Consider the following 22,670-nt stretch of genomic DNA (forward strand, 5'->3'; position numbering starts at 1 on the left):
ATGCATCGGCATGGTTAGAGGAACTCGTCCGCACCGCCGCCACTTAGCATGATTTCGCCAGCATCAGACAGTCTACGTGCCACAGAGAGAATTTCTTTCTGCGCCGCTTCCACATCGGAAACACGAATCGGGCCCATGGCTTCCAAGTCGTCTTGCAGCATTTCGGCAGCACGCTTGGACATATTGGCAAAGATTTTTTCGCGTAGCCCTTCTTCTGCACCTTTGAGCGCTTTTTGCAGCGCTTCTTGAGGAACGTCTTTGAGTATGGCTTGGATACCACGATCGTCGACGTCTGACAGGTTGTCGAACACAAACATAAGATCCTGGATCTGCGATGCCATTTCTTCGTCGTTTTGTCCGATTTGCTCCATCAACGCGGATTCGAGCGCATTGTCCATGTAGTTCATGATGTCAGCAGCCGCTTTCAAGCCGCCAATTTTGGCTGCTTGCGCACCCGCTTGACCAGCAAACTGTTTCTCCATGATTTCATTCAGTTCATGCAACGCCGCTGGTTGAACTTCTTCAAGGTTGGCGATACGCATCACAAGGTCGAGCGCATCACGCTCTGCAAATTGCGTCAAAATTTCTGCGGACTGCTCGGGCTCTAGGTAAGAAAGCACGATGGTTTGAATTTGGGGGTGCTCGTTTAGGATAATGGTCGCCACCTGACGTGGGTCCATCCATTTGAGCGAGTCGAGACCTTTTGAGCCACTTCCCAACAAGATTTGATCAACCAAGTTGTTGGCTTTGTCTTCACCCAATGCTGCCATCAAGGCATTACGCACGAAGTCTTCACTCCCCATACCAATGGAAGTAAAGCGCTGAATATCTTCTAGAAACGCACGATGAACGGCTGCTAACATTTCCTGACTCAGATCTTTCATCTGAGTCATGGCACCGCCCACTTTTTGCACCTGCTTAGGTTCCAAGTGGCGGATAATGCTGGCGGCATCTTGCTCAGTCAGACTCAACAGTAAAATGGCCGCTTTATCGACACCGGACAGTTGGGTAATGTCAAAATCTTTACCCGACCCATTATCATCATCTTTAGGAGGCATCTTCACTCACCCAGCTTTTCACGACCTGCGCTGCAAGATCTGGTTCATTGGCAACCAATGCTCGAACAGCTTTGAGCAGGTCTTCATCTTTATGTAAATCAGGTAAGTTGAGGTTTGATGAACTCATACCGAAGCTACCGGAGCCATCTAAATCCGCACCAATCAGGCCGATGTCATCATCTGGGCTGAGTGGCAAACCATCTGGTCCCAACATTTCCCCATTAGGCCCAAGCATGGAATCGTCATCTCTGGCCGGATTGATGAGTTTCGACAATGCCGGACGAACAAGGACCAAAACCACCACGATAACAACCAACGCTGCAGCCAACCAACGAACCCAATCGTTGAAGTTCGGATGCTCCCAGATTGGCACTTCGCCAAGCATTTCCACTTCTGGTATTGCAAACGGCATAGCAATAACGTCTAACACATCACCACGTAATTCTGAGTAGCCAACCCCACCAATCAACAATCGGCGGATTTTTTCAAGTTCTGGTTCGCCCACTGGCGTTCGCGTAATTTCACCCGATTCAGGGTTAGTGCTTGAGATATAGTCCACCGCAACGGACACGGTTTGTCTTGCGACAGTGCCTGTTTGTGCTCGGCGATGGCTAATGGTGGTATCCAGTTCATAGTTACGCGTTGCTTCACGACTGAGCGAGCCTTTATCCCCTGCGCCACCGTTTTTCAGATCATTCACATCTTCAGGGATCGCTGCATCTGCAGGAGGCTGATTACTCAAAGCACCGGGGATACCAGCGACGTAATCACTGTTATTGTAATTCTCACGGGTGTATTCGCTTCGCGTAGACGAGGTAGCAGGGTCAAAGCGCTTACGCGTTTCTTCAACAGCGCTGAAATCCATGGTCACGTCGACCTGAGACGTATAATTACCCAGCCCAAGCACAGGGATCAAAATCGAGTCAATTTTCCCCCGCAGAGCTTGTTCTTGTTTACGCTCGAGTTCGTATTCTTTACGGCGCTGTGACGCCATCGAACTCTCATTGCCCGAACTCAGTAGTCGACCATGTTGATCGGTCACCGTGACACGAGTAGGTTTCAGGCTTGGAACCGCAGACGCCACCATATCGACAATGGAATCCACCTCTTCTTGCCCCAACTGCGTGGTTCCGCGTACGGTCAAAAAGACAGTCGCAGACGCATCTTGATTGTGACGAACAAAGACACTTTGTTTGGGCATCGCCAACAGAACACGGGCTTTGCTAACGGAGCGAATTTTTTCGATGGCAGCGGCAAGTTGACGTTCACGACTGAGTTTAAGACGCTCTCGCTCAAGCTGTTGAGAAACACCAAAGCCCATGTCTTGCATCAAAATATCGTCACCCTCTTCACGGGCGGAGTTAAGACCGGCACGACTGAGGTTGAGCTTGATAGAGGAATATTCTTTGACCGGAACGCGAATGGTATTGCCTTCCAGTTGGTAGTCGGTTTTTTGAGTGTCGAGATGATCCAGGATAGGGATCAACTCTTCTGTTTCATAAGAGCCTAATGGACGCATTTCTGGCTCTTGCACCCAAATAAACAGCACTACAAGCAAGGAAAGGCAGATCACCACCGAGGCGATCAGGATCAATTGACGCGCAATGTCGATGCCTCCCAGTGGACCACTGGACGACGAAACATCGCGTTCCATTAAATCTGGATCGTTTAACGAGCCACCATCAGATGCCATTGGCAGTGCTGCGCCACCTGATACGGCTAGTTGCGTGTTGTCACTATCATCCGCCACGGGTTACTTCCTACTTTAAACAGGCATGTTCATCAGTTCTTTATAAACTTCGACGAGTTTATTACGTGTTTGAACCGTCGCATCAAACGCCACACTGGACTTGTTTCGCGCTAACATTACATCTGCCAAACTGACACTTCGATCACCTTGGTCAAAACGCGTTGCCAGCTCTCCTGACGATTTTTGTAATGTGTTCACATGATTGATTGCAGTAGATAAAAGCTCGCCAAAGTCTTGTGAGACTTGCTGACCAGTGGCGACACGACCCACGTTTTTTGCATCCAATGCCATGGTTTGCATTTCGTGCTGCATCGGGTTGATTTTCATGGTCCATCCTCACTGTCAAAACTTTGGCAATCCGCGCCGTATATGTGTTAACGGCTAATCTGACTAATATTTATGCAACTATCGAGCCAGAAATTATAACGTATTAACTCACTAAAAAGCAGCGCTTTACTGAGGAATGTCGATCCCCGCATCTCGCATTTTTGCTAACTTATAACGTAAGGTTCGAGGGCTTATCCCTAAACGCTCCGCGACGTCTTTCCGACGCCCTTCACACGCGCGGATGGTTTCCAGAATAATCGCGAACTCTTGTTCTCTCAGTTCACCGCCCAGACCTTCATTCGCCGCGCTCGAAATGTCCTCTATTTTGGTCGGTACCGCTTGAGGTTGAATGCTGGGTTGCGCAATATCTTTGCCTGAAACCAGTGATTGGAAACTGCTGGCATCATGCCAATCAATACCTTCAAGTAAAATGTCATTCGCTTCGATTCTGTCTTTCTGACATAAAATCAACGCGCGTTGCATAACATTATCTAGCTCGCGAACATTGCCCGGCCAACGATAGACCCCCAGTTTTTGAATCGCACAAGGTTCAAGATTTGGTGCTGGCTCACCCAATTTACTGCAGTGACGCAGAAGTAAATGTTTAGCCAGTGGCAGAATGTCTCCAGTGCGTTCGCAAAGTGGCAGCCATGAAATTGGGAAAACATTGAGGCGATAGTACAAATCTTCGCGAAAATTCCCTTCTTCAACGTACTGACGAAGGTCTCGGTTACTTGTCGCCAATACGCGAACATCAAGCTTGATACTCTTGCGGCTCCCTAAGCGTTCAACTTCTCGCTCTTGCAGCACACGCAGTAATTTGGCTTGCAATGACAAGTCCATCTCACTGATTTCATCAAGTAAAATCGTCCCGCCTTGTGCTTGTTCAAATTTCCCCGGACAAGCTTGAACTGCGCCCGTAAATGCGCCTTTTTCATAACCAAACAGCGTCGCTTCCAGCATATTCTCTGGAATGGCGGCACAATTAATGGCAACAAAAGGACCATCAGGACGCAATGATTGGCGATGGATATGACGCGCCATGACCTCTTTGCCTGATCCACTTGGACCCAAAATCATGACATTTGCATCTGTCTTAGCGACTTTGTCGGCCAACGCAATGAGCGCCAAGCTTTTTGGGTCTGCCACCACCGCATCCGTATTATCGGTTTTCACTGGTGCATAGCGACTCACCATATTGAGGAGCACTTCAGGTGCAAAGGGTTTTGCCATGTAATCAATAGCACCCTCTTTCATCGCAGCAACTGCGTCCTGAATATTGGCATATGCCGTCATCAGCAGAACAGGTAGCTTGGGATGATGCAGCTTGAGGTTTCTGAGCAAGCCCAACCCATCCATGCCGGCCATTTGCACATCAGACACCACGATATCAACGGATTCATGCTTCAACAGAAGCAATGCTTGCTCAGCACTGTCCGCTTCCAGCCACTGGTAGCCCGCGAGCGCCAGCGTATCGACCAAGGCTTCACGCAATCCTTCATCATCTTCTACGATAAGTACTTTGCTCTGATTCATTGTGCTTCTCCTGATACCTTTTGCTGCTCGATATCGCAGTGTTCTGCCATGGGCAGACAGAGTGTGAAACAGGCACCCTGACCTGGTTGAGATTGCAACGTCAGCCTACCTTTGTGGGCATGGCAGACCATTTGTACAACGGCGAGACCAAGACCTGTGCCCTGCTGTCGCGTGGTGAAAAACGGTTCGAGTATTTTACTTTGCAGTGCTTTCTCTATACCGGGGCCGTTATCGGCAACGGAGAGGAATACTTGCCCGTTCATCTCTCGAGCATCGACAACAACCTTGCAGCTCTTTCCTGCCACTTGAATGGCATTAACCACCAGGTTTGAGAGAGCACTTGCCAGCGCATTCACGTTGCCAAGCAACTGAAGCGATTCGTCATCGCAGTTGATTTCAAAGTCAACGTTCTGGTTGTTTACCAGCGCTTCGACCATGGGCTCGAATTCATTGAGCAGCTGTTCGAGTGAAAAATTGTCAACCACCTTGTTGTCACCACCTTTGGCGAATAACAGCATGTCGTTAACCTGTTTTTCAAGATCATGAAGCCTGTCCACCAGCTTCACTTGAAAGCGTTTTCGAGTAGGCTCGTTGAGATTATTCGCGCCGAGATTGGCAGCATAAAGTAATGCGCTCGACAAGGGAGTTCTGACTTGGTGAGCCAAAGATGCCACCATTTTACCCAGTGACGACAAACGTTGAAGATCACTAAAACGAGACTGTAACAATCGTGTTTCTGTCATGTCAGTGATGAGTATCAGTTGACCAGACGCCGAAGCAGATATCGCCAACTTTACGCGACGACCGTCTCGGAGCGAGACCTCATGGCCATCATCTTCTCGCGGCGAAAAGGCGCGATTAATCACATCAACCCAACGTTCTTGTTCAAGTGGCGCGCCTAGCAGGCGATGTGCTTCGGGATTAGCCTCCGCCACACGACCAAAGGGATCGAGTAAAATAACGCCAGCAGGCATCACATCTAAAACTTGTTTGTATCGAAGAACCTGCTGATCGACGGTCCCTAATGGTGAGTTTTTGGCTTCCATGGTCTTATACTTTCAGCTCTTTATTTCTGACGCTGAATAGCATTAAGCAGATAATGTGCCAATAATTAAATGATTTAAATCAATAGTTTATTTAAATAGAAAACAAAAAAGCGAAGTCATTTTTTTGACTTCGCTTTTTCAAAGCATCTAAACGGCTGTTTTAGATGGCAATGTCTTCTTTGTTGAGGCTGTACTTGCGCATTTTCTCAACTAAGGTCGTTCGGCGCATGCCAAGCATATCTGCAGCGCGTGCAACGATACCCATTTGGGCTTCCAACGCCTGTCGAATCATATCGACTTCAAGATCCGCAAGCATCGCTTTTAAATCAACACCTTCAGGTGGAAGACCTGAAACTGGTGAGCTTGCAAAGCCTGGCATGTCTTCTTCATGTTCATCCATAGCAAAAACAGCGTGCAGCGCTTCGCGTTCCAACACTTCACAGTCCTCAACATGAACAAATTGCTCGGGCTGAAACTCTGGAATATCGCTGTAACGATATTTCTTCGGTAGACGATTAACATCGACCATCTGGCCCGGATAAAGAATAACCATGCGTTCGATCAGATTCGCCAATTCACGAACATTGCCCGGCCAATCATGTTCAACCAATGATGATACCGCACGAGGTGTTAGATGAACCTGATTTCCGCCTTCAGCCTCAAGTCGCGTCATTAACTCTTGAATCAAAAGAGGAATGTCTTCAATTCGCTCTCTCAGCGCAGGCATTTCGATAGGAAACACATTCAAGCGATAGAACAGATCTTCGCGGAATGAGCCCTCTTCAATCATAGCATCGAGATTGCGGTGAGTCGCCGCGACTACACGCACATTGGATTGAATGGTTTTGTTGCCACCGACACGTTCGAAACAACGCTCTTGCAAAACACGTAGCAGTTTCACTTGCATAGGCTGAGGCATGTCACCTATTTCATCGAGAAACAGGGTCCCACCTTCTGCCATTTCAAAACGTCCTTTGCGCGCAGAGATAGCACCAGTAAACGCGCCTTTTTCATGACCGAACAGTTCGCTCTCAAGCAACTCTGGCGGTATGGCACCACAGTTCACAGGGACAAATGGCCCTTTACCACGCGGAGAATGGTAGTGAATATTACGCGCAACCACTTCTTTGCCCGTGCCTGACTCGCCAAGAATCAAAACACTGGCATCAGTGCTGGCGACTTGCTCAATCAAATGGCGTACATCACTGATAGACGCACTGCGCCCAACCATGCTGCGAAATAGTGTATTTTTTCGACTAAGTTGCGGGATATTAAATGCGTGCTTGCCTGAAAATTCCTGACAATGTCTAAGTGCGTCAGACAATTGCGGATAATTCAATGGCAATTCCAGTTCACCCACAAAATTCGGTAAACCAGCTAATTCTGTTTTGTGTTTAGCAAGCGCAATAACCGGTATGTGGTTATTGATAGCCAGGTTATCGAGCACCTGGGATAAACGCTGAGGTGAGTGAATATTACCCAGAAAACAAACGCCCCCCGCTTGTTTCCAATGCGAATCATTGAGTTCAGTGGTTGAACATAGCAGGTATTGCTCACCAATAAACTCCAAGATAACACCTACATCGTGACGAAACTTTTCATCATCTTCGATTACAAGAATCTTCGTTAAACCTTGCATGTGTGAGATATATCTGCCTCATAACCATCAATGTCGTCGACGGGCACAATATCGCCCATGACAGAATAATCCAGCTATTGTAGTTATTGCTTGATATAAGGCAACAAGAGACACCACAAAGCTGTGACTCTTGTGCCATGACAGATTAGATTGTAGTGAAAATGAGGCGGTTTTATGCGTCTGCTTGAGTGATATTGTGATATTCAGCGGGTATTTGATCCCACGCTGACTTAATTTCGCGCAAAATATCGATCACGTCGTCGATCGGGGCATCGTGATTGTCCCTGTTTGCTTCAGAGATTTGACGGATCATAAAGTCATAGAGCGCATCAAGATTGGAGGCAATTTCCCCCCCTTCATCCATAGATAGGCACGTTCTTAAGCTAATAACGATATCCAATGCTTTGCCTAAGCGCTCACCCTTAACGGCAATATCGCCTTGTAACATGGCCGCTTTACCTTGGATCAGGCGTTCAATCGCACCGGCCATTAGCATCTGAATCACCTTGTGTGGCGATGCAGCGCTCAACTGGCTGTCCACGGACACCTTTTTATAGGCCTGAAGTGACCCTCTCATAACAACCCTCACCTACTCGAATTTTTTATAAAGTTGTACTGACTTACGCCCTTTTAAATAACGACTGGCGTCGGCAGCAGCACTGTCGCGATGTCTTTTTATCAAACTGTAAATATGCTCGGTTCGGGAAATCGCTACCGACCAAGCTTCTTTTTCTGGTGGATCCGGCAATATAGTGATGTCTGCCAGACATTGTTTTCTTTCATTCAATAACCGTGCCATTTCATCAGGGTCAACATTCCCTTCTGTAAGCGCAGCCAATAGGCAACCGTCTATTGTTTCTAATTGCATCAACATCGTGGACATGGTCACTTTTCTTACCCTGACGGCATGATATTCATCATGGCCGATAGCTGCGATTGCATCTCACCCATGGCATTGTCCATGGTGGAAAATTGTCGCAACGTGCGATCCTCTAGACCTTGCATACGACGATCTAACGTTTCTTGCTCATCTTGCAAACGTATCCTTTGATCACCAAGGCTGCTCTCTCGGTTGCGTATCGTTCCGGTGAAGCCAGTAAATGACTGAACCGTCTCTTCCACTTTTCGAGCAAAGCCATTGTTACCACCAAAAAAGCCTTCAAGCGCAGAAAAATTCCGATTCAGCTGCTTGTCCAGCATCGAGTTATTGATCTCTAGTCGGCCGTCCATGGTGGTTGAAATCCCTAACTCACTCAAAGTTTTAAGAGAATCCGGCGCGCCTTCGATCGGCGTTGAGAAAAGTGAGCGCATTTGATTGACCGCAGAGCGAATAACACTGTCGCCAACCAGCGGACCGCCTTGCTGCGTTTCAGGGTCGTACTTAGATAAAGCTTTCGTGACTTGATAGAAGGCGTTATACGCATCAACAAACTCAGCCAATGATGCTTTTACTTTGTCACGATCTTCATCAACGGTAATGGTAACAGGGCCATCTTCTGGCATTGTCAGCTTAGATACCTCAATGTCGACGCCTCGAATTGCGTCAGAAAAGGTATTCGTGTCACTGGAGACCGACGCCAACCCATCAATTAAAATGCGCGCATCTTTCGCCGCTTGCATCTCATTCATCGCATTGCTTTGACTGGCAGGATTAAACGCGAACGCTTGAAGTGGACTGGTTATCGGTGCATTAACTGACAATGCGAGTTGATTGTCAGCACCTGCTTTATCTCCACCAAGAATCAAACGTGCCCCGCTATCATCATTAATGACAGAGGCTTTAATACCTGGATTGGAAGGGTGACTATTGATAGTTCGAACGATATCCAACAGCGAGCTGTTGTCTTCCGCAATATCGATGGTCGTCGCGCGACCACCGAGATTTAATGTCAGTTTTCCAGCGCCAAAATCCGCTTTGGGATCCAATCCATCGGATACCAGTTTGTGTGATTGGGCTAATTGCTGTACGTCGATAGAGTAGACGCCAGTCACGGCTTGGTGGTCAGCGGTAGCGGAGACGGTTTCGGCGTTATCTGAAACCGTACTCCGCGCCGCAAAGGTATTATCACGACGAAAATCAAACATCAGATCTTTCATCGTATCGAGGGAAGTTTTGAGCCTACCGTAAGCACTGATGTTAGTTTCAACATCATTCATGTTCTTAACGATACGCTCTTGTTTGGGCGCGCGTTCGGCATCAACAATTTTGCTGACCATGGAACCAATGTCCATTCCACTACCAAGGCCTGTTGCGCTTAAACCCATTATTTACTCACCTCAGTTATACCTTTTCTGCAACCAGTCCCCTCGCATGAAGAGACAGTTGCTGTGCTAGCTCTAGCATTTCCTTCTCTGGAATCTGTCGAATTATATCCCCACTACTCATTTCATAAACAGTGATAATACTCTTGCCAGAATCGTCATCGAGTCGGAATGATAAGCCTTTGTTAAAGGTAGACACAAACTCATCTAGTCGCTCAACCAGCGTTTCAAGCTGTGCTTGCTGTACCTCACGTGTGCTTTCAAACTTGTTAATTTGTTCTGCACGACGTTTGGACAGTTTTTCTGCACTCTCTGCCATTTGCTGCTGGTTTGTGATTTCGGGTTTAGTCCCCCCCACAGATTCTTTACTGCTAGCAACTTTTGTGCCGGACTGTGGAGTCACATGAGACAGGGATGATGTCGAAACGGATGATATGTCCATCTTAATTCACCTCCTGTTAGCTATAGACGGCGAGTAGCACACTCACCGTCATTTCTGCTACATCTCTATTATCCTAGCAGGCTCAAAGCAGCTGATGGAGCCTGCTTCGCTTGTGCAAGTATAGACGTACCAGACTGCTGCAGGATCTGAGATTTCGTAAACTGCGTCGTCTCTTTTGCGAAGTCAACGTCACGGATACGGCTGTTAGACGCGCTCACGTTTTCGTTAACATTGTCCAAGTTGGCAATGGTGTGGCTCAATCGGTTCTGTTTCGCACCCAGTTCTGCACGGTGTGAGTCGATATACTGCATGGCATTATCAACCAGACCGACGGCTTTCTGCGCGCCACCCACGGTGCTCACATCAACGTCTTTTACAGTCTCTGCCGTTTTGGTTGCACCAGCCATACCCAATGACGTAGCCATTGCACCTGTAAAGGCAATGTCAGAACCTGACGCTGAAACAACTTGTAGCTCACCATTTTCAGAAACAGAAGCAGAAATTTTGCTGTCTGCTTGACCGTTAATGTAAGTCGCGATCTCTTCTACGTCATCGCCATCTTTTGCTGAGATAGAAATCGTTGAAGTTGTACCATCTGCATTCGTGATGGCCATGTTCAACGAGGCACCGCCTGTTGCAGTCCACGCAGCCATATCAGCACTTGCGGCAACGGTTGCTTTGAAGGTGCTACCACCCATCATCGCTTCATCAGCGCGGGTGTTTTTGAACTCCATCATGACAGCTTCACCAGCATCTGCACCCACTTGGAATGCTTTTGTGCCGAATGTGCCATTCAACAGTTTCGCACCACCAAAAGAGGTTGTTTCTGCGATACGGTTGATTTCATCTTGCAGTGCAACAACTTCTTCTTGAATCGCTTTACGCTCTTCAGAGCCGTTGGCACCATTCGCTGATTGCAGTGACAGATCACGCATACGCTGCAGGATGTTGGTGGTTTCTTCCATCGCACCTTCAGCAGTTTGTGACATTGAAATGCCATCGTTGGCGTTGCGAACAGCAACATCAAGGCCACGGCTTTGTGAAATCAGGCGGTTAGAGATTTGCAGACCTGCTGCATCGTCTTTCGCACTGTTGATACGGAAACCTGAAGACAGGCGTTCCATTGAGGCATTCAGCGAGTCAGTTGAATTATTCAAGTAGCGCTGAGCGGTCATTGCGGGCACGTTAGTGTTTACTGTAATAGCCATAACTATTCTCCTTCGGTACTAAGTCCGGCTTCCGCCCAGCAATCCAGGGAAAACCAGTTCTAAATCTCTCACACCCTATGTAACGGCACATTAAGAAAAACCTTTACATCTTTTTTCCTAATATTTTTACACCCAATGTTTCTTGGTACTGCTTGGGATTTTCCGTTGAATCATAGTGCTATGAGTGTTTTCGCCCTCACAGAGAAAAACTTTAGTGATGATTTGAAAATTTTCGTTATGACAAAAGTCTCACATCAGACAAACGCAGACAGGCAAAGCGATACAGAGGAGATTTGCGAATATTTAAAACGAAGGCATACGGCGAGATATAAAGTAACACGCACAAAAAAAGCGGCAATTCATTGCCGCTTTTTCGATAAATTTGAACCTACTATTGAAGCAGATTGAGTGCCGCTTGCGGCAATTGCTTCGCCTGAGCAAGGATAGATGTACTGGCTTGCTGCAGGATCTGGCCTTTCGTGAGCTCAGTGGTTTCCTTCGCAAAGTCGGTATCACGAATACGGCTGTTCGACGCAGACACATTCTCTTGAATATTCGACAAGTTGCTAATGGTGTGGCTCAAACGGTTCTGCTTCGCACCTAAATCAGCACGCTGGCTGTCTATATACTGCATCGCAGAATCGATAATGCCCACAGACATCTGAGCGCCACCGACATCACTGACGTCAATATCTTGCGCGGTAATAGCTGCGCCCGCACCTGTCACAAGGCCTAACGATGTCGCTAACGCACCACCAAAGGTGACATTGCCTTGCAGCTTCTCTTCCGCAACAAAGATTTGCAACTGACCATCGTCATCGACAGACGCAGTGACCATTTCATCCGATTGACCGTTAATAAAGGTAGCGACTTCTTCGATGTCATCACCCGCTTTAGTATCAATCGACAGGTTAATGGTGTTACCCGATTTCGTGGTAAAGGCCATGGTGAGGGTTGCCGCAGCAGCAGAAACTTCCCAGCCCGCTGATTTACCAGAGGTGCCCGTGAATTCAGTGCCGCCCATGCGGTAATCGTCTGCACGAATACTGGACAACCCCATGATAATTGCTTCACCCGAATCTGAACCGATCTGGAATGACGCCTCACCAAACGAGCCATTTAAAAGACGACGACCACCAAATGCAGTGGTTTCAGCAATACGATTCAATTCGTCTTGCAGCGCAGATACTTCTTCTTGTATCGCAATTCGTTCTGAGCCACCATTCGCACCGTTAGCGGATTGCAGTGACAAATCACGCATACGTTGCAGAATATTGGTCGATTCCTGCATTGCACCTTCAGCCGTTTGCGCAATGGAAATACCATCGTTAGCGTTTCGCATAGCGACATCTAAGCCACGGGTTTGGGCAATGAGTCGGTTTGAGATCTGCAGACCAGCAGCATCATCTTTTGCGCTGTTGATTCGACTACCAGACGACAAGCGTTCCATCGACGTATTGAGATCATTTGTCGATTTGTTCAGGTAACGCTGCGCAGTCATCGCAGACACGTTGGTGTTAACTGTTACACCCATTTTGCTCTCCTTTGACTTTCGCATACTTTGCGAAACAGCCTACCCGCGACAAATAAATCCGATTGCTTAGCGGGACCAGCCTTCAGTTCGTTATTAGGGACGCATCAACCAATGTGATACTTTCTTGCTCAACCTAATACAAATAGTGTGCCAATATTAAAAAGTAATATTATTCAATAACTTAAGAAAGACCACTGATAAACACGTTGCTTGGGCGGCAAGATTTTTATCTTTTATCAATTGAAAAACGGCAATTCGCCGCCCCCACAATCCTGCCTGTTAATCTCATCACGCAACCATCTTGTTGGATTGATTAACAAAAGATATCACCTCACTAATGAGCGCTATCAATCAAAAACAATCAACCGCTCAAAAATGAAACAAACACACTTATAGTTATAGGCAATAGGCACGGTATTTGCTGCATTTCCTGCAATCGCCTGATGCGACCAAATGCACCTACTCTAAATGGATCCATTATGACAAACACCTCCCAACCTCAAGGTAATACATTGACGCTTGAACAAGCTTTTGAGCACGGTGTTAACTTGTACCAACATCAGAAAAAAGAGGAAGCCAGAGAGGTGTTTGAGCAGATTTTGCAGAAAGCGCCGAATGCCGTTCCTGCGCTGCAAGTGCTTGCTGTGCTTGATGTCGAACAAGGCTGTTGGCAAGAAGCACTGCGAAAACTCGATGCCGCACTCGACATAGAACCGGGAGAGGGCTCTCTGCTTTTTGATAAGGCACAGGTATTAGCGCAACAAGGCATGAATAAAGACGCGCTTGAAATCGTCGACAGTTTATTGGCGGTTGCCCCCGAGCATCAAGAACTGCTAGCCATGCGGCAACAGCTTACCGCCGCGACCGGTAATGTAGGAGAGAGTCGACGCACGGCAAAATATCACGCCAATGTGCGGTCACAAACGGCAAATGCCATCGATGCCGAAGTCGGCGAAACATTAACCCTTGCTGAGCAAATGCTCGCGTCGGGCAATAAAGAACAAGCCAAACAACTTTATCAAGCCGTAGTCAGCGTCGCTGGCGAGCAGCCAAAGGCGCTACTAGGGTTAGCAAAGCTTCAACTTGGCGAAGAAAATTTCGCCCTGGCAAGGCAAACCCTACGCCGTGCATTTGATGCGGAACAGTCTGATACCGAATTTTTCATCTTACTCAGCCACAGTGAAATAAAACTGGGGGAATACAAAGCCGCGCGTGATGTTTGTCGCCAAGGTCTCAAACACTGGCCAGATAATGCGTTGCTTTGCCGTTTATTGGTTCAAAGCTACGAAAAAGAAAGCAATTGGCTAGAGGCTTATCGCGTTGCGCTTGAGAGTATTCGCCTGCATTCACAAGATGCTGACTTGCGATACCGTTTAGCCACAGCGAGCTTCAATTTACTACGTTCGCGCCATAACTTCACCGCAACCGCCATTCTTGATTGCCAAAAACATATCGAACAGGCAGCAGCCATTGCCAGTGACGAGAATAAGCAGCGACTTTCACTCTATCTTGCGGAAATCTTTTGGTACAAAGGCGAAGCATTAGCATCAAAGCAATTACTGGAAGCACACATGAGCCGCTTCCCTGATGATATTGAAGCAGGCTTTAACGCCTGTTTTGTCTATCGCACCTTAGAAGAGTGGGATAACTATTACCGCACCAATGAGTTGGGCTTGGCCTGCGGTCGTCGTTTACGTTACCAAGGTGCTTTGCCGCAATGGAATCTTGATCGACCAAAAGATGACATCGTGTTAGTTATGCCAGAACAAGGCGTGGGTGATGAAATTCTCTACTTTCACAATCTCAGGCTGGTGCTGGATAACTGCAAAAAAGTCTATGTGGCATGCGACCCTCGCCTTGAGCCAATCCTAAGTCGCGCTTTTCCAGAAGCGATCATCGTGCCGATTAAGCGTATCGATCACCAAGATATCGATGTACCCAAAGAGGTGATGGATAGCATCACCTCCTGGGTGGCGGGCGGCAGTTTAGCGGCGATGTGTTACCAACAATTTGGCCGTCATGTTTATCAAGCGGGTTATGTGAATTTGAATACCGACGTGAAAGGCATTTGGCAGAATTGTCTCGATGCTATTCGCTCTGAAAATCCAAACAAGCCATTGATCGGGCTTTGTTGGCGAAGCGGTCTCGCTGCCGCCACACGGAACATGCATTATCTGATTGCCGATGAAGTGGCACATCTGGTTAAACAATTCCCTGATGCTCTCTTTATCAACCTTCAATACGGAGACTGCACCAAAGAACTGAACAAGATTGAAAAGCTCTCGGGCGTTCGTGTTGTTCAGTTAAACGGTTTGGACTTACGCGACGATTTTGAGGGTACAGCAGCTGTGATTGATGGATTGGATGCAGTGATCACCGCAGGTACAGCAGTACATCGAATGACCACCGCCGTCGGCACACCTTGTCATGTTTTCTTCGCAGGCAAAGAAGACTCAGACTTTTCGGTGCCACAAGCACTGTATTGTGACAATGAATTTGGCTACTTCTATCCACCGATGATGGAAAACAAATATCCGCTCATTGAAGCGATGGCGGCACATATTAAAGCCCGTTTTTAAGCGAGTTTAAAAATCCATCGTGTCTATATCCTAGCAACCTCAATGTGCTGGATATAGACCAACAAAATAGGCCAGCAAATGCTGGCCTCTTTTTGATTGTCATTTCGAGGGTTTTACCACTCGTGACTTAATGCCCTTCCAACGCAATATCAGGCGGACACGCTGGTCGCTTTTCTCTTACAGACAACAACAGCAAGGTTAATGCCGCGACACCTGCTAGCATCATCGCAATCATTACTGATTGATAATCTTGCCACTCGGCAATAACACCCACAGTAACGCTCGACATCAGGCTAGCCAATAATATGCCGTTGTTAAATAGCGTCGTAGCGAGCCCCAACTGACGCGGCATTTTATTTTGAATGACCACCATACCCAGACCAGCACTGATACCCACTGCGATACCATTGAGAATCTGAAGAGCATACATTTGCCACAACACTTGTGTACCAAACAACAAGGTGTAGAAAATACATGCTGCTGCTGCGCCAAATACCATCAACCTTTGCGGCGCAACCTTTGCCGCCCAAAGTCCGGCCAACACCATCACGGGAATTTCGACAAACGCGGCAAGACCAAGCAACTGACCCGCAATAGAACCTGCCATTTCCAGCTCTTTTGTCACATAAAGCGGAATCGTGGTCACATACATATTATTCGCCCAGAACAGCATAAACACGGCACCTAGATAGAGAGGAACCCCTTCTATTTTGCGCCACTTCTGCTGCGACTCAACGATAGCATCTTGTTTTTCAATTTTGACCGTCGGATACATGAACCACACAATCAGCACGGATATCGCCATCATTGATCCCGCAAACAAGAACGCGCCATTAAAGCCGTATGCGTCTTTGATGATGAACGCGAGCGGCGGGCCAATAACCCACGACAGCGACATCATGGCGCGCATCAATGATAAAAACAGCGTGCCATTATCACCAAGATACTCATCAGCATATTGGCGTCCCATGGTGAAGTTTTGTGGCATTGCCGCAGCGGTAAAGCTAGCAATTAAAACCATCACCAAGAGCGCCAGATAGTAATTTCGGATAAACACAAACAGCGCCATCACGATGATGAATGCCACTTGCGACCACATAATGATTTTGCGTCGATCCCAGCCCTGATCTGACAATTTGGCAATACGTTGTGACACCAACACACCGCTTAAAATTGATACGGCAAGGAATATCCCCATTTGTAATGGCGACGCGTTAAGTCCATCTACGACATAAATTCCTGATAACGGATAGAAAAAGCCACCGCTTAGGCCTGAGAACAGACTTACCAGCAAGTAACTAAGCGGAGCTTTTTGCGTTAAAAAACGACCATAGTTTTTCATTTATGTCTCTCGCAATAAAATATTACGGTTCTTGATTTGTTTATGAAGCAATTGGAGCAAGTTTAAGGATAAATATGCACTTCATGTGATAGCTATCAAGCAACCACTGATACTATTCATTCATAATCTTCCAACTAGCTGACAAGTTAACTAGAACTAGCGCTGATATACTCAAGTGGCTTTTCAATAACAGAGAGTGGAGAGGCGAAGTGCGACCAACCATCGAGCGTATCAATAAAGCCGTGAGCCCTTCTTGGCATTTTGTCGATTACCTGTGCGATCATGCGATCACAGGAACGCATTGCGGTTGGCACTATCACAGCGAAATTGAACTCGTGCTTTATCACGACCCTCACAAGGTCTCTCCCGGAAAAACCGTTCTGGATGACTATGTGGGCGAAGCGACTCATGGTTGCGCCTACCTTATCGGCCCTGGTTTACCGCACATGGTCACACGATCTTCAACGGCCACGCCCGAACGAGCCAGTAGCTCCCATGTGCTATGGCTTGATCAAGCTTGGCTTCAATCCTTGGTAACAACGGTGCCGGAGCTGTCGTCCGTGAGTGATTTATTGGTACGCGCACACAAGGGAATAAAACTGTCTGCTGCTTGTGCAGACGCATTGTTTCCTTTGATGAATGGCACGCCGCAGCTCAAACCCTCCGCACAATTTTTGCGAGTGGTCGAAATCCTTCTGCTGCTTAGTGAAGATAAAATGGCGCAAGCCGTGACATCTCGCCCGCTGTGTTTTTACGTCGCAAAAGAAACGCCCGTTATCGACAAGCTGGAAAAAGCGCAGCAGTTTATCGCCGACCATTACAACACGCAAATTTCTGTTGAAGACATCTGTAGGCATCTGCATGTGAGTGAAAGCTCACTCTACCGAATGTTTGAAAAACACTTTGCGGAGAGCTTTTCTGATCACTTAAAAAACTATCGACTCGGCAAGGCATGTGAATGGTTGGTGCGGTCAAATACGTCGGTGTCAGTGGTGGCGGAGCGCGTAGGATTCACTAATTTGTCGAACTTTAATCGCCAGTTCAAAACGGCAAAAAACATGACGCCGACTGAATTTCGGCGTTTGTTTAGATAATGGAATAGGAAATAGCTACTTCTCGCGACCCGCTCCTGCGCGCCTTACTTTTACCGATAAGACTAAACACATTAGATATAGTTAAACAGCGACAAATCTTTCGTTTTGGAAAACGCTTGCTGCGATGCTTTCAGTGCAAGCAGGTTTTCATTCATGTCGATCACTGCCGTGGAATAATCCAAATCTTCCATCGTACCCAGCGAGCGGTTGAGTACCAATTTGAAATCTTGGTGCATGCTTTCCTGACGATCAAGCGTCGTCAGGCGCGTACCCACTTCGGAGCGGGCTTTGTTCAAATGCTTAAATGCAGCAGAAAATTGCTCTGTGACCTGATGCAGTTCGGCGGTCGCAGACGCATCAAAAATGCTTTCACGGGACAAATCGATGCCTTTTTTAAACGCGTCAAACACATTGAACGTGTCCTGACGTTCTAGCGCTATCGTGTCGCCATCTAACATCTCACCTTCAAAACGCATGGTCAGCGTGCCAAACTCAACGCCAGTTTGAGGATCATACATACCCGTGCTGACCACGTTGCCATTTTGCATCAGTTCATATTGCGTTTGCCCATTAGCGTCAACGTTGAAACTCACCGCATACTCAGAAATATCGGCATTATTGGTGTTCGTTGCGCTGGCCAACAGCAGCAAAGAACCGCTTTCCAACTCATATTCAGGCTGATAATCACCAAATGGATTTTTAATTTCCATGAAGACCTGATCACCCGGATCGCTGGTTTGAACTTCTACCGCAGGGGCAACTTGTGCGGTGCGATGATAACTATCGCCCGCGTAACGAACATCACCTGAGCTGTCTCGATAAAACGGCTGTTTACTAGATTGAGTGCCTGCAAACAAAAAGTTGCCGGACTCATCTTTTGCGTTCACCAAGTTCATGAAGTTGTCGTACAGGCCTTTCAAATCTTGACGGTGTGCGGTTCGATCATCGTCAGACAAAGAACCGTTAATCATTTCCATGGTTTTTCGTTTTGCGCTGTCGGTCAATTGCTCTGCGTCATCAATGGCAATTTCAGCACGAGTTTGACGATTTCGCGCCAGCGTAATGGAATCAACATACTGATCAAGCTGCTTGTCTTGCTGACGGAAATTTTGAATATAAATAGAAGCAACAGGGTCATCACCCGACGTGAGAACACGTTTGCCCGTCGCAAGTTGATCTTGGTTATCCTGCAATTTTACCTGCTGGCGCATCAGGTCATTCGACACTGATTGATAATTGTGAAAACTGGCAATGCGGCTAATCATCACTCACATCCTTATCGGGTTGCATTTAGCAGGGTTTCAAAGGTTTCATTTGCCGCCGTCATAATTCGGGACGACGCCATATATGCGTGCTGGAACTTCATCATGTTGGCTGCTTCTTCATCAAGGTTAACCCCTGATATTTCAGCCACACGTCCTGCCGCTGCGTCGTGCTCTACACGACTAATATCTTCAAGGCGCGCAAATGACGCTTTCTGCACACCCAGATCGGTATTTAGGCCTTCGTAGACGTCGATCAAACTTGAACGACCACCATCCATGACTTTTTGAGTCTGCAATTTTTGCATGCGGATCAGGTTGCCGTTTTCACCATCAGCGGCAATCAAGCTCACCGAGAATACATCTTCTGGCGCTGCCCCTTCAGACAGTTCAAACACAGTGCCATTCACATTGACCGGAGACGCTGGCGGATACGCTTGAGGTGCAAGCAAGATATTGCCTTTCATGTCCAGCACCGCAAACTGGGACGCATCAGGAGAAATAGCCACCTGAAATTCTTGTTGAGCGCCCGATTGCAGTACCGTCAAATCTCCCTGACCGGTGATCACAGATTTGGAGCTGACATAGCTTTGCGCGGCAATTTTGGCGGGGTCTTCCATTGTCACACCAATTTGACCCGCAGCCTGACGCACTGGGCGAATCACCACCCGCTCACCGGCACTTAAGCCAACATCGAGCTGAATTTTCAGGCCATCTACGCTAATCGATGGCGGCGTGCCTGTTGGGGTAACAGACATCATATTCTTTTCGGGATCGACTACAGTGTATTGGCTGCCATCATACTTCAACTGATAATCACCGATTTTCAGTTTCGTTAAATCATCGATGTACACTTTCATATCAGCTGTCGATTCTGGACTTTTTATCACGCGATCACGTGCAATGTTGTCACTGTTAAAATCAACAAAGATATTTTCGCCAACAGCGCCACTCAGATCATAGCCCTGATTTTGAAGATCATTAATAGACATCGCAAAACCAGCAGCAAGCCGTCCAAGTTCATCACGCGCCTGCCCCAGTGTCTTATCACGGTACTCGAACATCGCGCCAAGCTTGCCGCGGATGTCGCCGTTATCGATCGGCTTCAGCGCCTTACCTTCTACCAAGGCCAAGCGACGTTTTTGATGATCCGGCACGCCTGGTACAGTTTGAAGTTCACTGGAATGCAGACCCGACACCAAGGTGTGTCCGCTGCCGATAATAACGTTATACAAACCATCGTCACGCTGGTTGACACTCACCTGAGTGAATTCCGACAACTCGTTAATCAATCGTTGGTGACGGTCCAGTAAATCGTTGTCGACAGTCTGGCTTTTCACAATGGCTTTGTGGATATCCACAATTTCTCGGCCAATGTCATTCATACGCGTCAACGTGGCATCAATTTCTACCGAGGTATCCATCTCTTGGGACTGAAGTGCGTTGTTGATATCATTAAGGCCTGCAGCAACAAGACGCGATTTTTCTAACACCACTTTTCGAGCCCCCATGTCACTCGGGCTATCTGTTAAGCCTTTTACCGCGCCGTAAAATTCATTCATGTTTTCCGGAATTTTCTTGGCTGAGTGCGACATCATGTCGTCGAGCATGGTGAGCTGGCCATTTCGAGTGGCCGCGTGAGCTAACGAGGATGTGGTGATATTAAATTCGTTAACGGCAAACTTGTCATAGTTACGCCTAACCGCAGCGGCATGAACCCCTGTGCCCCATTGGTTTGCAGACCAATAGGCAGAATCGTTGGCATGCTGTTCAACGGACTGACGGCTATAGCCTTCAGTGTTCACATTCGAGATGTTGTGACCCGTTGTATTCAGTTGCCGTTGTGCTGTCAAAACGCCCTGAGAACCAAGCGTCAGCAGATCAAACCCCATTCTGCCCCCGTATGCGGAAATGCATAGCCTACAAAAGTGTGTATTAGACTTTTAATTCAAGAATCATGCCATGAAATTATATTGATTTATTTCAATGGGATAACGGAATTTATCAGTACATTAAGTAAGGGGGATGTGCAGGCAGGCAAGAGCTTGCCGTTAGGAGGAAAGCCATGTCCAGAAGCCAAAGGAAAATCGAGGGAGCAAATCAATGCCAGCGAAAGATTTAAGCAGATATAAGGAAATAATCACCATAGAAAACAGCGCAAAGCTGCCCACCAGCAACAAAACGACGCGCCATGCATTCGCCACTTTTTGCTCTGTACGTGAAAGATCTCGACGGTTTCGACCAAAAAGGAACACTAAATAATAGTTCCAGCCAAATCCCCCCATCACGGTTCGAATATCAACAGCATGGCTCGCTTTTCCTCGCGTACCAAACATCATCTTAAGTTGCAGTAACTGAGAGTCAGTGAATGTGGAAGCAACATCTTTGGGGATTTTATCGAGGAAAGCACGAATGAAAGGGTCACGATGAATAGAGCCAGCCTGATTAAGCGATTGTTTTGGTGTTATCTTTTCAGTGCCGGTCAGATCGGTACCTAAGTGCTCGGTATCGGATTGCTTGCCTGATTGTTCCACCATCGGGATACCTTGTCTAGATAGATCGTTAACCAGCGTTATCCCATTAACCAAGGAATTTATTGATCCATTAATCCTTTCACACGATCAAAAACACTGAGTACTTTGTCTGAATATTGCGGATCGGTGGCATACCCTGCCTGATGCAATCCACGAATAAACGTTTCAGGTTCTTCTGTACTTTTCAGTGCCGTTGAATAGCGTGGGTTTTTATTTAGAAAACGCACATAATCATTGAAACTGTCTTCATAGGAAGCATAGGCACGAAATGACGCCATTTCCTGTACGGGGATATCATCATGAAATTCAAGGGTTTGTGTCGCGACCTTATTCCCTTCCCAACGTGGATCTGCTTTGATATTGAAAAGGTTGTGGCTACTGCCTCGCGCATTAGCAATCACTTTTTTACCCCAGCCTGTTTCAAGTGCTGCTTGTGCAATCAAAATCGCAGGGTCAGTGCCCAAAGTTCGAGCGGCTTTTTGTGCATAAGGCGTTAAGCGTGAAACAAATTCATCCGGTGTTTCAAATGGCTTAGGCTGTGTTGCTTTAGGTAACGCGTTTCTTTGCGCCAATATGTGTGGACTTGGCACAAACATATCTTGGGATGAGAAAGCCTTCCTTTCCAGTCCCTCTTGCGCCGCTTTTTGTTCTTCATCTGCCAATGCTGGAGGAAGTGGCGAGATAGGCGCAAGCTGAATGCGATCACTGGCAGTATTGCTACCCGTCTCCATTGGTTCACTACTTTGTGACCCTTTAAACTGCTGGACAATCAAATCAGCCAGACCAAGCGAGCCTTCTCGCGACAAGGCACTGGAAAGTTGTTCATCTGCCATTTGCTGATAGAACTTGGAAGTGCGGTCGTCGACAAGATCAGATTCAAACGCTTCGTTCGCCTGACGCATCGATTTAAATAGCATTTGCGTAAACAAAGCTTCGAATTGTTCTGCCGCTGCACGCATGGCATCGTCTGATTGCTCACCGCTTGCGGCTTTCTGACGCAGTATGTCCAGTCGGCTAATATCGTGGATAAATCCCGTATCTAATGGTGTTTTCATGG

19 protein-coding genes are annotated in these 22,670 nt (G+C 47.3%); 2 read left to right on the plus strand and 17 right to left on the minus strand.

The window, feature by feature from the left end:
• Nucleotides 1–14 precede the first annotated feature (14 nt).
• From fliG to A1OO_RS21605, 12 genes are all read right to left on the minus strand, one after another.
• Nucleotides 15–1,058, minus strand: coding sequence for a flagellar motor switch protein FliG (gene fliG / locus A1OO_RS21545; protein ID WP_016960130.1), 1,044 nt, complete (start codon nt 1,056–1,058; stop codon nt 15–17).
• Nucleotides 1,048–2,808, minus strand: coding sequence for a flagellar basal-body MS-ring/collar protein FliF (gene fliF, locus A1OO_RS21550; protein ID WP_017004409.1), 1,761 nt, complete (start codon nt 2,806–2,808; stop codon nt 1,048–1,050). The genes fliG and fliF overlap by 11 nt, the downstream gene beginning before the upstream one ends.
• A 15-nt stretch (nt 2,809–2,823) precedes the next feature.
• Nucleotides 2,824–3,135, minus strand: a complete 312-nt coding sequence (gene fliE / locus A1OO_RS21555) for a flagellar hook-basal body complex protein FliE (protein WP_016960128.1) — start codon at nt 3,133–3,135, stop codon at nt 2,824–2,826.
• Between the two features lie 126 nt (nt 3,136–3,261).
• Complete coding sequence (locus tag A1OO_RS21560) at nt 3,262–4,671, minus strand: sigma-54-dependent transcriptional regulator (RefSeq protein WP_017004410.1); 1,410 nt, start codon at nt 4,669–4,671, stop codon at nt 3,262–3,264.
• The gene (locus A1OO_RS21565; protein ID WP_017004411.1) at nt 4,668–5,717 is read right to left on the minus strand and encodes a sensor histidine kinase; all 1,050 of its coding nucleotides are present in this window, start codon (nt 5,715–5,717) and stop codon (nt 4,668–4,670) included. Before A1OO_RS21565 ends, A1OO_RS21560 begins: the two co-directional genes overlap by 4 nt.
• A gap of 160 nt (nt 5,718–5,877) precedes the next feature.
• Nucleotides 5,878–7,356, minus strand: a complete 1,479-nt coding sequence (locus A1OO_RS21570) for a sigma-54 dependent transcriptional regulator (RefSeq protein WP_017004412.1) — start codon at nt 7,354–7,356, stop codon at nt 5,878–5,880.
• Between the two features lie 172 nt (nt 7,357–7,528).
• Nucleotides 7,529–7,933, minus strand: a complete 405-nt coding sequence (gene fliS / locus A1OO_RS21575; RefSeq protein WP_016960124.1) for a flagellar export chaperone FliS — start codon at nt 7,931–7,933, stop codon at nt 7,529–7,531.
• A 12-nt stretch (nt 7,934–7,945) separates the two neighbouring features.
• Nucleotides 7,946–8,239 (minus strand): hypothetical protein, encoded by a 294-nt coding sequence (locus A1OO_RS21580; protein ID WP_017004413.1) that lies wholly within the window; start codon nt 8,237–8,239, stop codon nt 7,946–7,948.
• An 11-nt stretch (nt 8,240–8,250) separates the two neighbouring features.
• The gene (fliD, locus tag A1OO_RS21585; protein WP_017004414.1) at nt 8,251–9,621 is read right to left on the minus strand and encodes a flagellar filament capping protein FliD; all 1,371 of its coding nucleotides are present in this window, start codon (nt 9,619–9,621) and stop codon (nt 8,251–8,253) included.
• Nucleotides 9,622–9,637: 16 nt separating this feature from the next.
• On the minus strand, nt 9,638–10,060 hold the full coding sequence (locus A1OO_RS21590) for a flagellar protein FlaG (RefSeq protein WP_016960121.1): 423 nt from the start codon (nt 10,058–10,060) through the stop codon (nt 9,638–9,640).
• A 68-nt stretch (nt 10,061–10,128) separates the two neighbouring features.
• Nucleotides 10,129–11,268, minus strand: coding sequence for a flagellin (locus tag A1OO_RS21595; protein ID WP_016960120.1), 1,140 nt, complete (start codon nt 11,266–11,268; stop codon nt 10,129–10,131).
• Nucleotides 11,269–11,659: 391 nt separating this feature from the next.
• Complete coding sequence (locus A1OO_RS21605; protein ID WP_016960118.1) at nt 11,660–12,802, minus strand: flagellin; 1,143 nt, start codon at nt 12,800–12,802, stop codon at nt 11,660–11,662.
• A 479-nt stretch (nt 12,803–13,281) separates the two neighbouring features.
• Here A1OO_RS21605 and A1OO_RS21610 point away from each other — a divergent pair, with 479 nt between their 5' ends.
• Entirely contained in the window at nt 13,282–15,381 is a 2,100-nt protein-coding gene (locus A1OO_RS21610) for a tetratricopeptide repeat protein (protein ID WP_017004415.1), read from the plus strand.
• A gap of 127 nt (nt 15,382–15,508) precedes the next feature.
• On the opposite strand, the gene A1OO_RS21615 is transcribed toward A1OO_RS21610, so the two are convergent.
• The gene (locus A1OO_RS21615) at nt 15,509–16,723 is read right to left on the minus strand and encodes a sugar efflux transporter (RefSeq protein ID WP_017004416.1); all 1,215 of its coding nucleotides are present in this window, start codon (nt 16,721–16,723) and stop codon (nt 15,509–15,511) included.
• 209 nt (nt 16,724–16,932) lie between these two features.
• On the opposite strand from A1OO_RS21615, the gene A1OO_RS21620 reads away from it, so the two are divergent.
• On the plus strand, nt 16,933–17,817 hold the full coding sequence (locus tag A1OO_RS21620; RefSeq protein ID WP_016960115.1) for an AraC family transcriptional regulator: 885 nt from the start codon (nt 16,933–16,935) through the stop codon (nt 17,815–17,817).
• Nucleotides 17,818–17,888: 71 nt separating this feature from the next.
• Here the strand turns inward: A1OO_RS21620 and flgL are convergent, their stop codons facing one another.
• The 4 genes from flgL to flgJ form a co-directional block, all read right to left on the minus strand.
• Nucleotides 17,889–19,082, minus strand: coding sequence for a flagellar hook-associated protein FlgL (gene flgL, locus A1OO_RS21625; protein ID WP_016960114.1), 1,194 nt, complete (start codon nt 19,080–19,082; stop codon nt 17,889–17,891).
• 11 nt (nt 19,083–19,093) lie between these two features.
• A complete protein-coding gene (gene flgK, locus A1OO_RS21630) occupies nt 19,094–20,971 on the minus strand; it encodes a flagellar hook-associated protein FlgK (protein WP_017004417.1) in 1,878 nt (625 codons plus the stop codon).
• 159 nt (nt 20,972–21,130) lie between these two features.
• Entirely contained in the window at nt 21,131–21,616 is a 486-nt protein-coding gene (locus tag A1OO_RS21635; protein ID WP_017004418.1) for a hypothetical protein, read from the minus strand.
• A 56-nt stretch (nt 21,617–21,672) separates the two neighbouring features.
• Nucleotides 21,673–22,668, minus strand: a complete 996-nt coding sequence (gene flgJ / locus A1OO_RS21640; RefSeq protein WP_017004419.1) for a flagellar assembly peptidoglycan hydrolase FlgJ — start codon at nt 22,666–22,668, stop codon at nt 21,673–21,675.
• Nucleotides 22,669–22,670 lie beyond the last annotated feature (2 nt).

Source organism: Enterovibrio norvegicus FF-33 (assembly GCF_000286835.2).
GTDB lineage: Bacteria > Pseudomonadota > Gammaproteobacteria > Enterobacterales > Vibrionaceae > Enterovibrio > Enterovibrio norvegicus_A.

Excerpts from the sequence above, each read along its gene's own strand:
- flgJ (WP_017004419.1), bottom strand. The coding sequence starts at position 22,668 with ATGAAAACACCATTAGATACGGGATTTATCCACGATATTAGCCGACTG.
- A1OO_RS21580 (WP_017004413.1), bottom strand. The coding sequence starts at position 8,239 with ATGTCCACGATGTTGATGCAATTAGAAACAATAGACGGTTGCCTATTG.
- fliE (WP_016960128.1), bottom strand. The coding sequence starts at position 3,135 with ATGAAAATCAACCCGATGCAGCACGAAATGCAAACCATGGCATTGGAT.
- fliG (WP_016960130.1), bottom strand. The coding sequence starts at position 1,058 with ATGCCTCCTAAAGATGATGATAATGGGTCGGGTAAAGATTTTGACATT.
- fliS (WP_016960124.1), bottom strand. The coding sequence starts at position 7,933 with ATGAGAGGGTCACTTCAGGCCTATAAAAAGGTGTCCGTGGACAGCCAG.
- A1OO_RS21595 (WP_016960120.1), bottom strand. The coding sequence starts at position 11,268 with ATGGCTATTACAGTAAACACTAACGTGCCCGCAATGACCGCTCAGCGC.
- A1OO_RS21560 (WP_017004410.1), bottom strand. The coding sequence starts at position 4,671 with ATGAATCAGAGCAAAGTACTTATCGTAGAAGATGATGAAGGATTGCGT.
- A1OO_RS21635 (WP_017004418.1), bottom strand. The coding sequence starts at position 21,616 with ATGGTGGAACAATCAGGCAAGCAATCCGATACCGAGCACTTAGGTACC.
- A1OO_RS21590 (WP_016960121.1), bottom strand. The coding sequence starts at position 10,060 with ATGGACATATCATCCGTTTCGACATCATCCCTGTCTCATGTGACTCCA.
- A1OO_RS21570 (WP_017004412.1), bottom strand. The coding sequence starts at position 7,356 with ATGCAAGGTTTAACGAAGATTCTTGTAATCGAAGATGATGAAAAGTTT.
- flgK (WP_017004417.1), bottom strand. The coding sequence starts at position 20,971 with ATGGGGTTTGATCTGCTGACGCTTGGTTCTCAGGGCGTTTTGACAGCA.
- fliD (WP_017004414.1), bottom strand. The coding sequence starts at position 9,621 with ATGGGTTTAAGCGCAACAGGCCTTGGTAGTGGAATGGACATTGGTTCC.
- A1OO_RS21610 (WP_017004415.1), top strand. The coding sequence starts at position 13,282 with ATGACAAACACCTCCCAACCTCAAGGTAATACATTGACGCTTGAACAA.
- A1OO_RS21565 (WP_017004411.1), bottom strand. The coding sequence starts at position 5,717 with ATGGAAGCCAAAAACTCACCATTAGGGACCGTCGATCAGCAGGTTCTT.
- flgL (WP_016960114.1), bottom strand. The coding sequence starts at position 19,082 with ATGATTAGCCGCATTGCCAGTTTTCACAATTATCAATCAGTGTCGAAT.
- A1OO_RS21605 (WP_016960118.1), bottom strand. The coding sequence starts at position 12,802 with ATGGGTGTAACAGTTAACACCAACGTGTCTGCGATGACTGCGCAGCGT.
- A1OO_RS21615 (WP_017004416.1), bottom strand. The coding sequence starts at position 16,723 with ATGAAAAACTATGGTCGTTTTTTAACGCAAAAAGCTCCGCTTAGTTAC.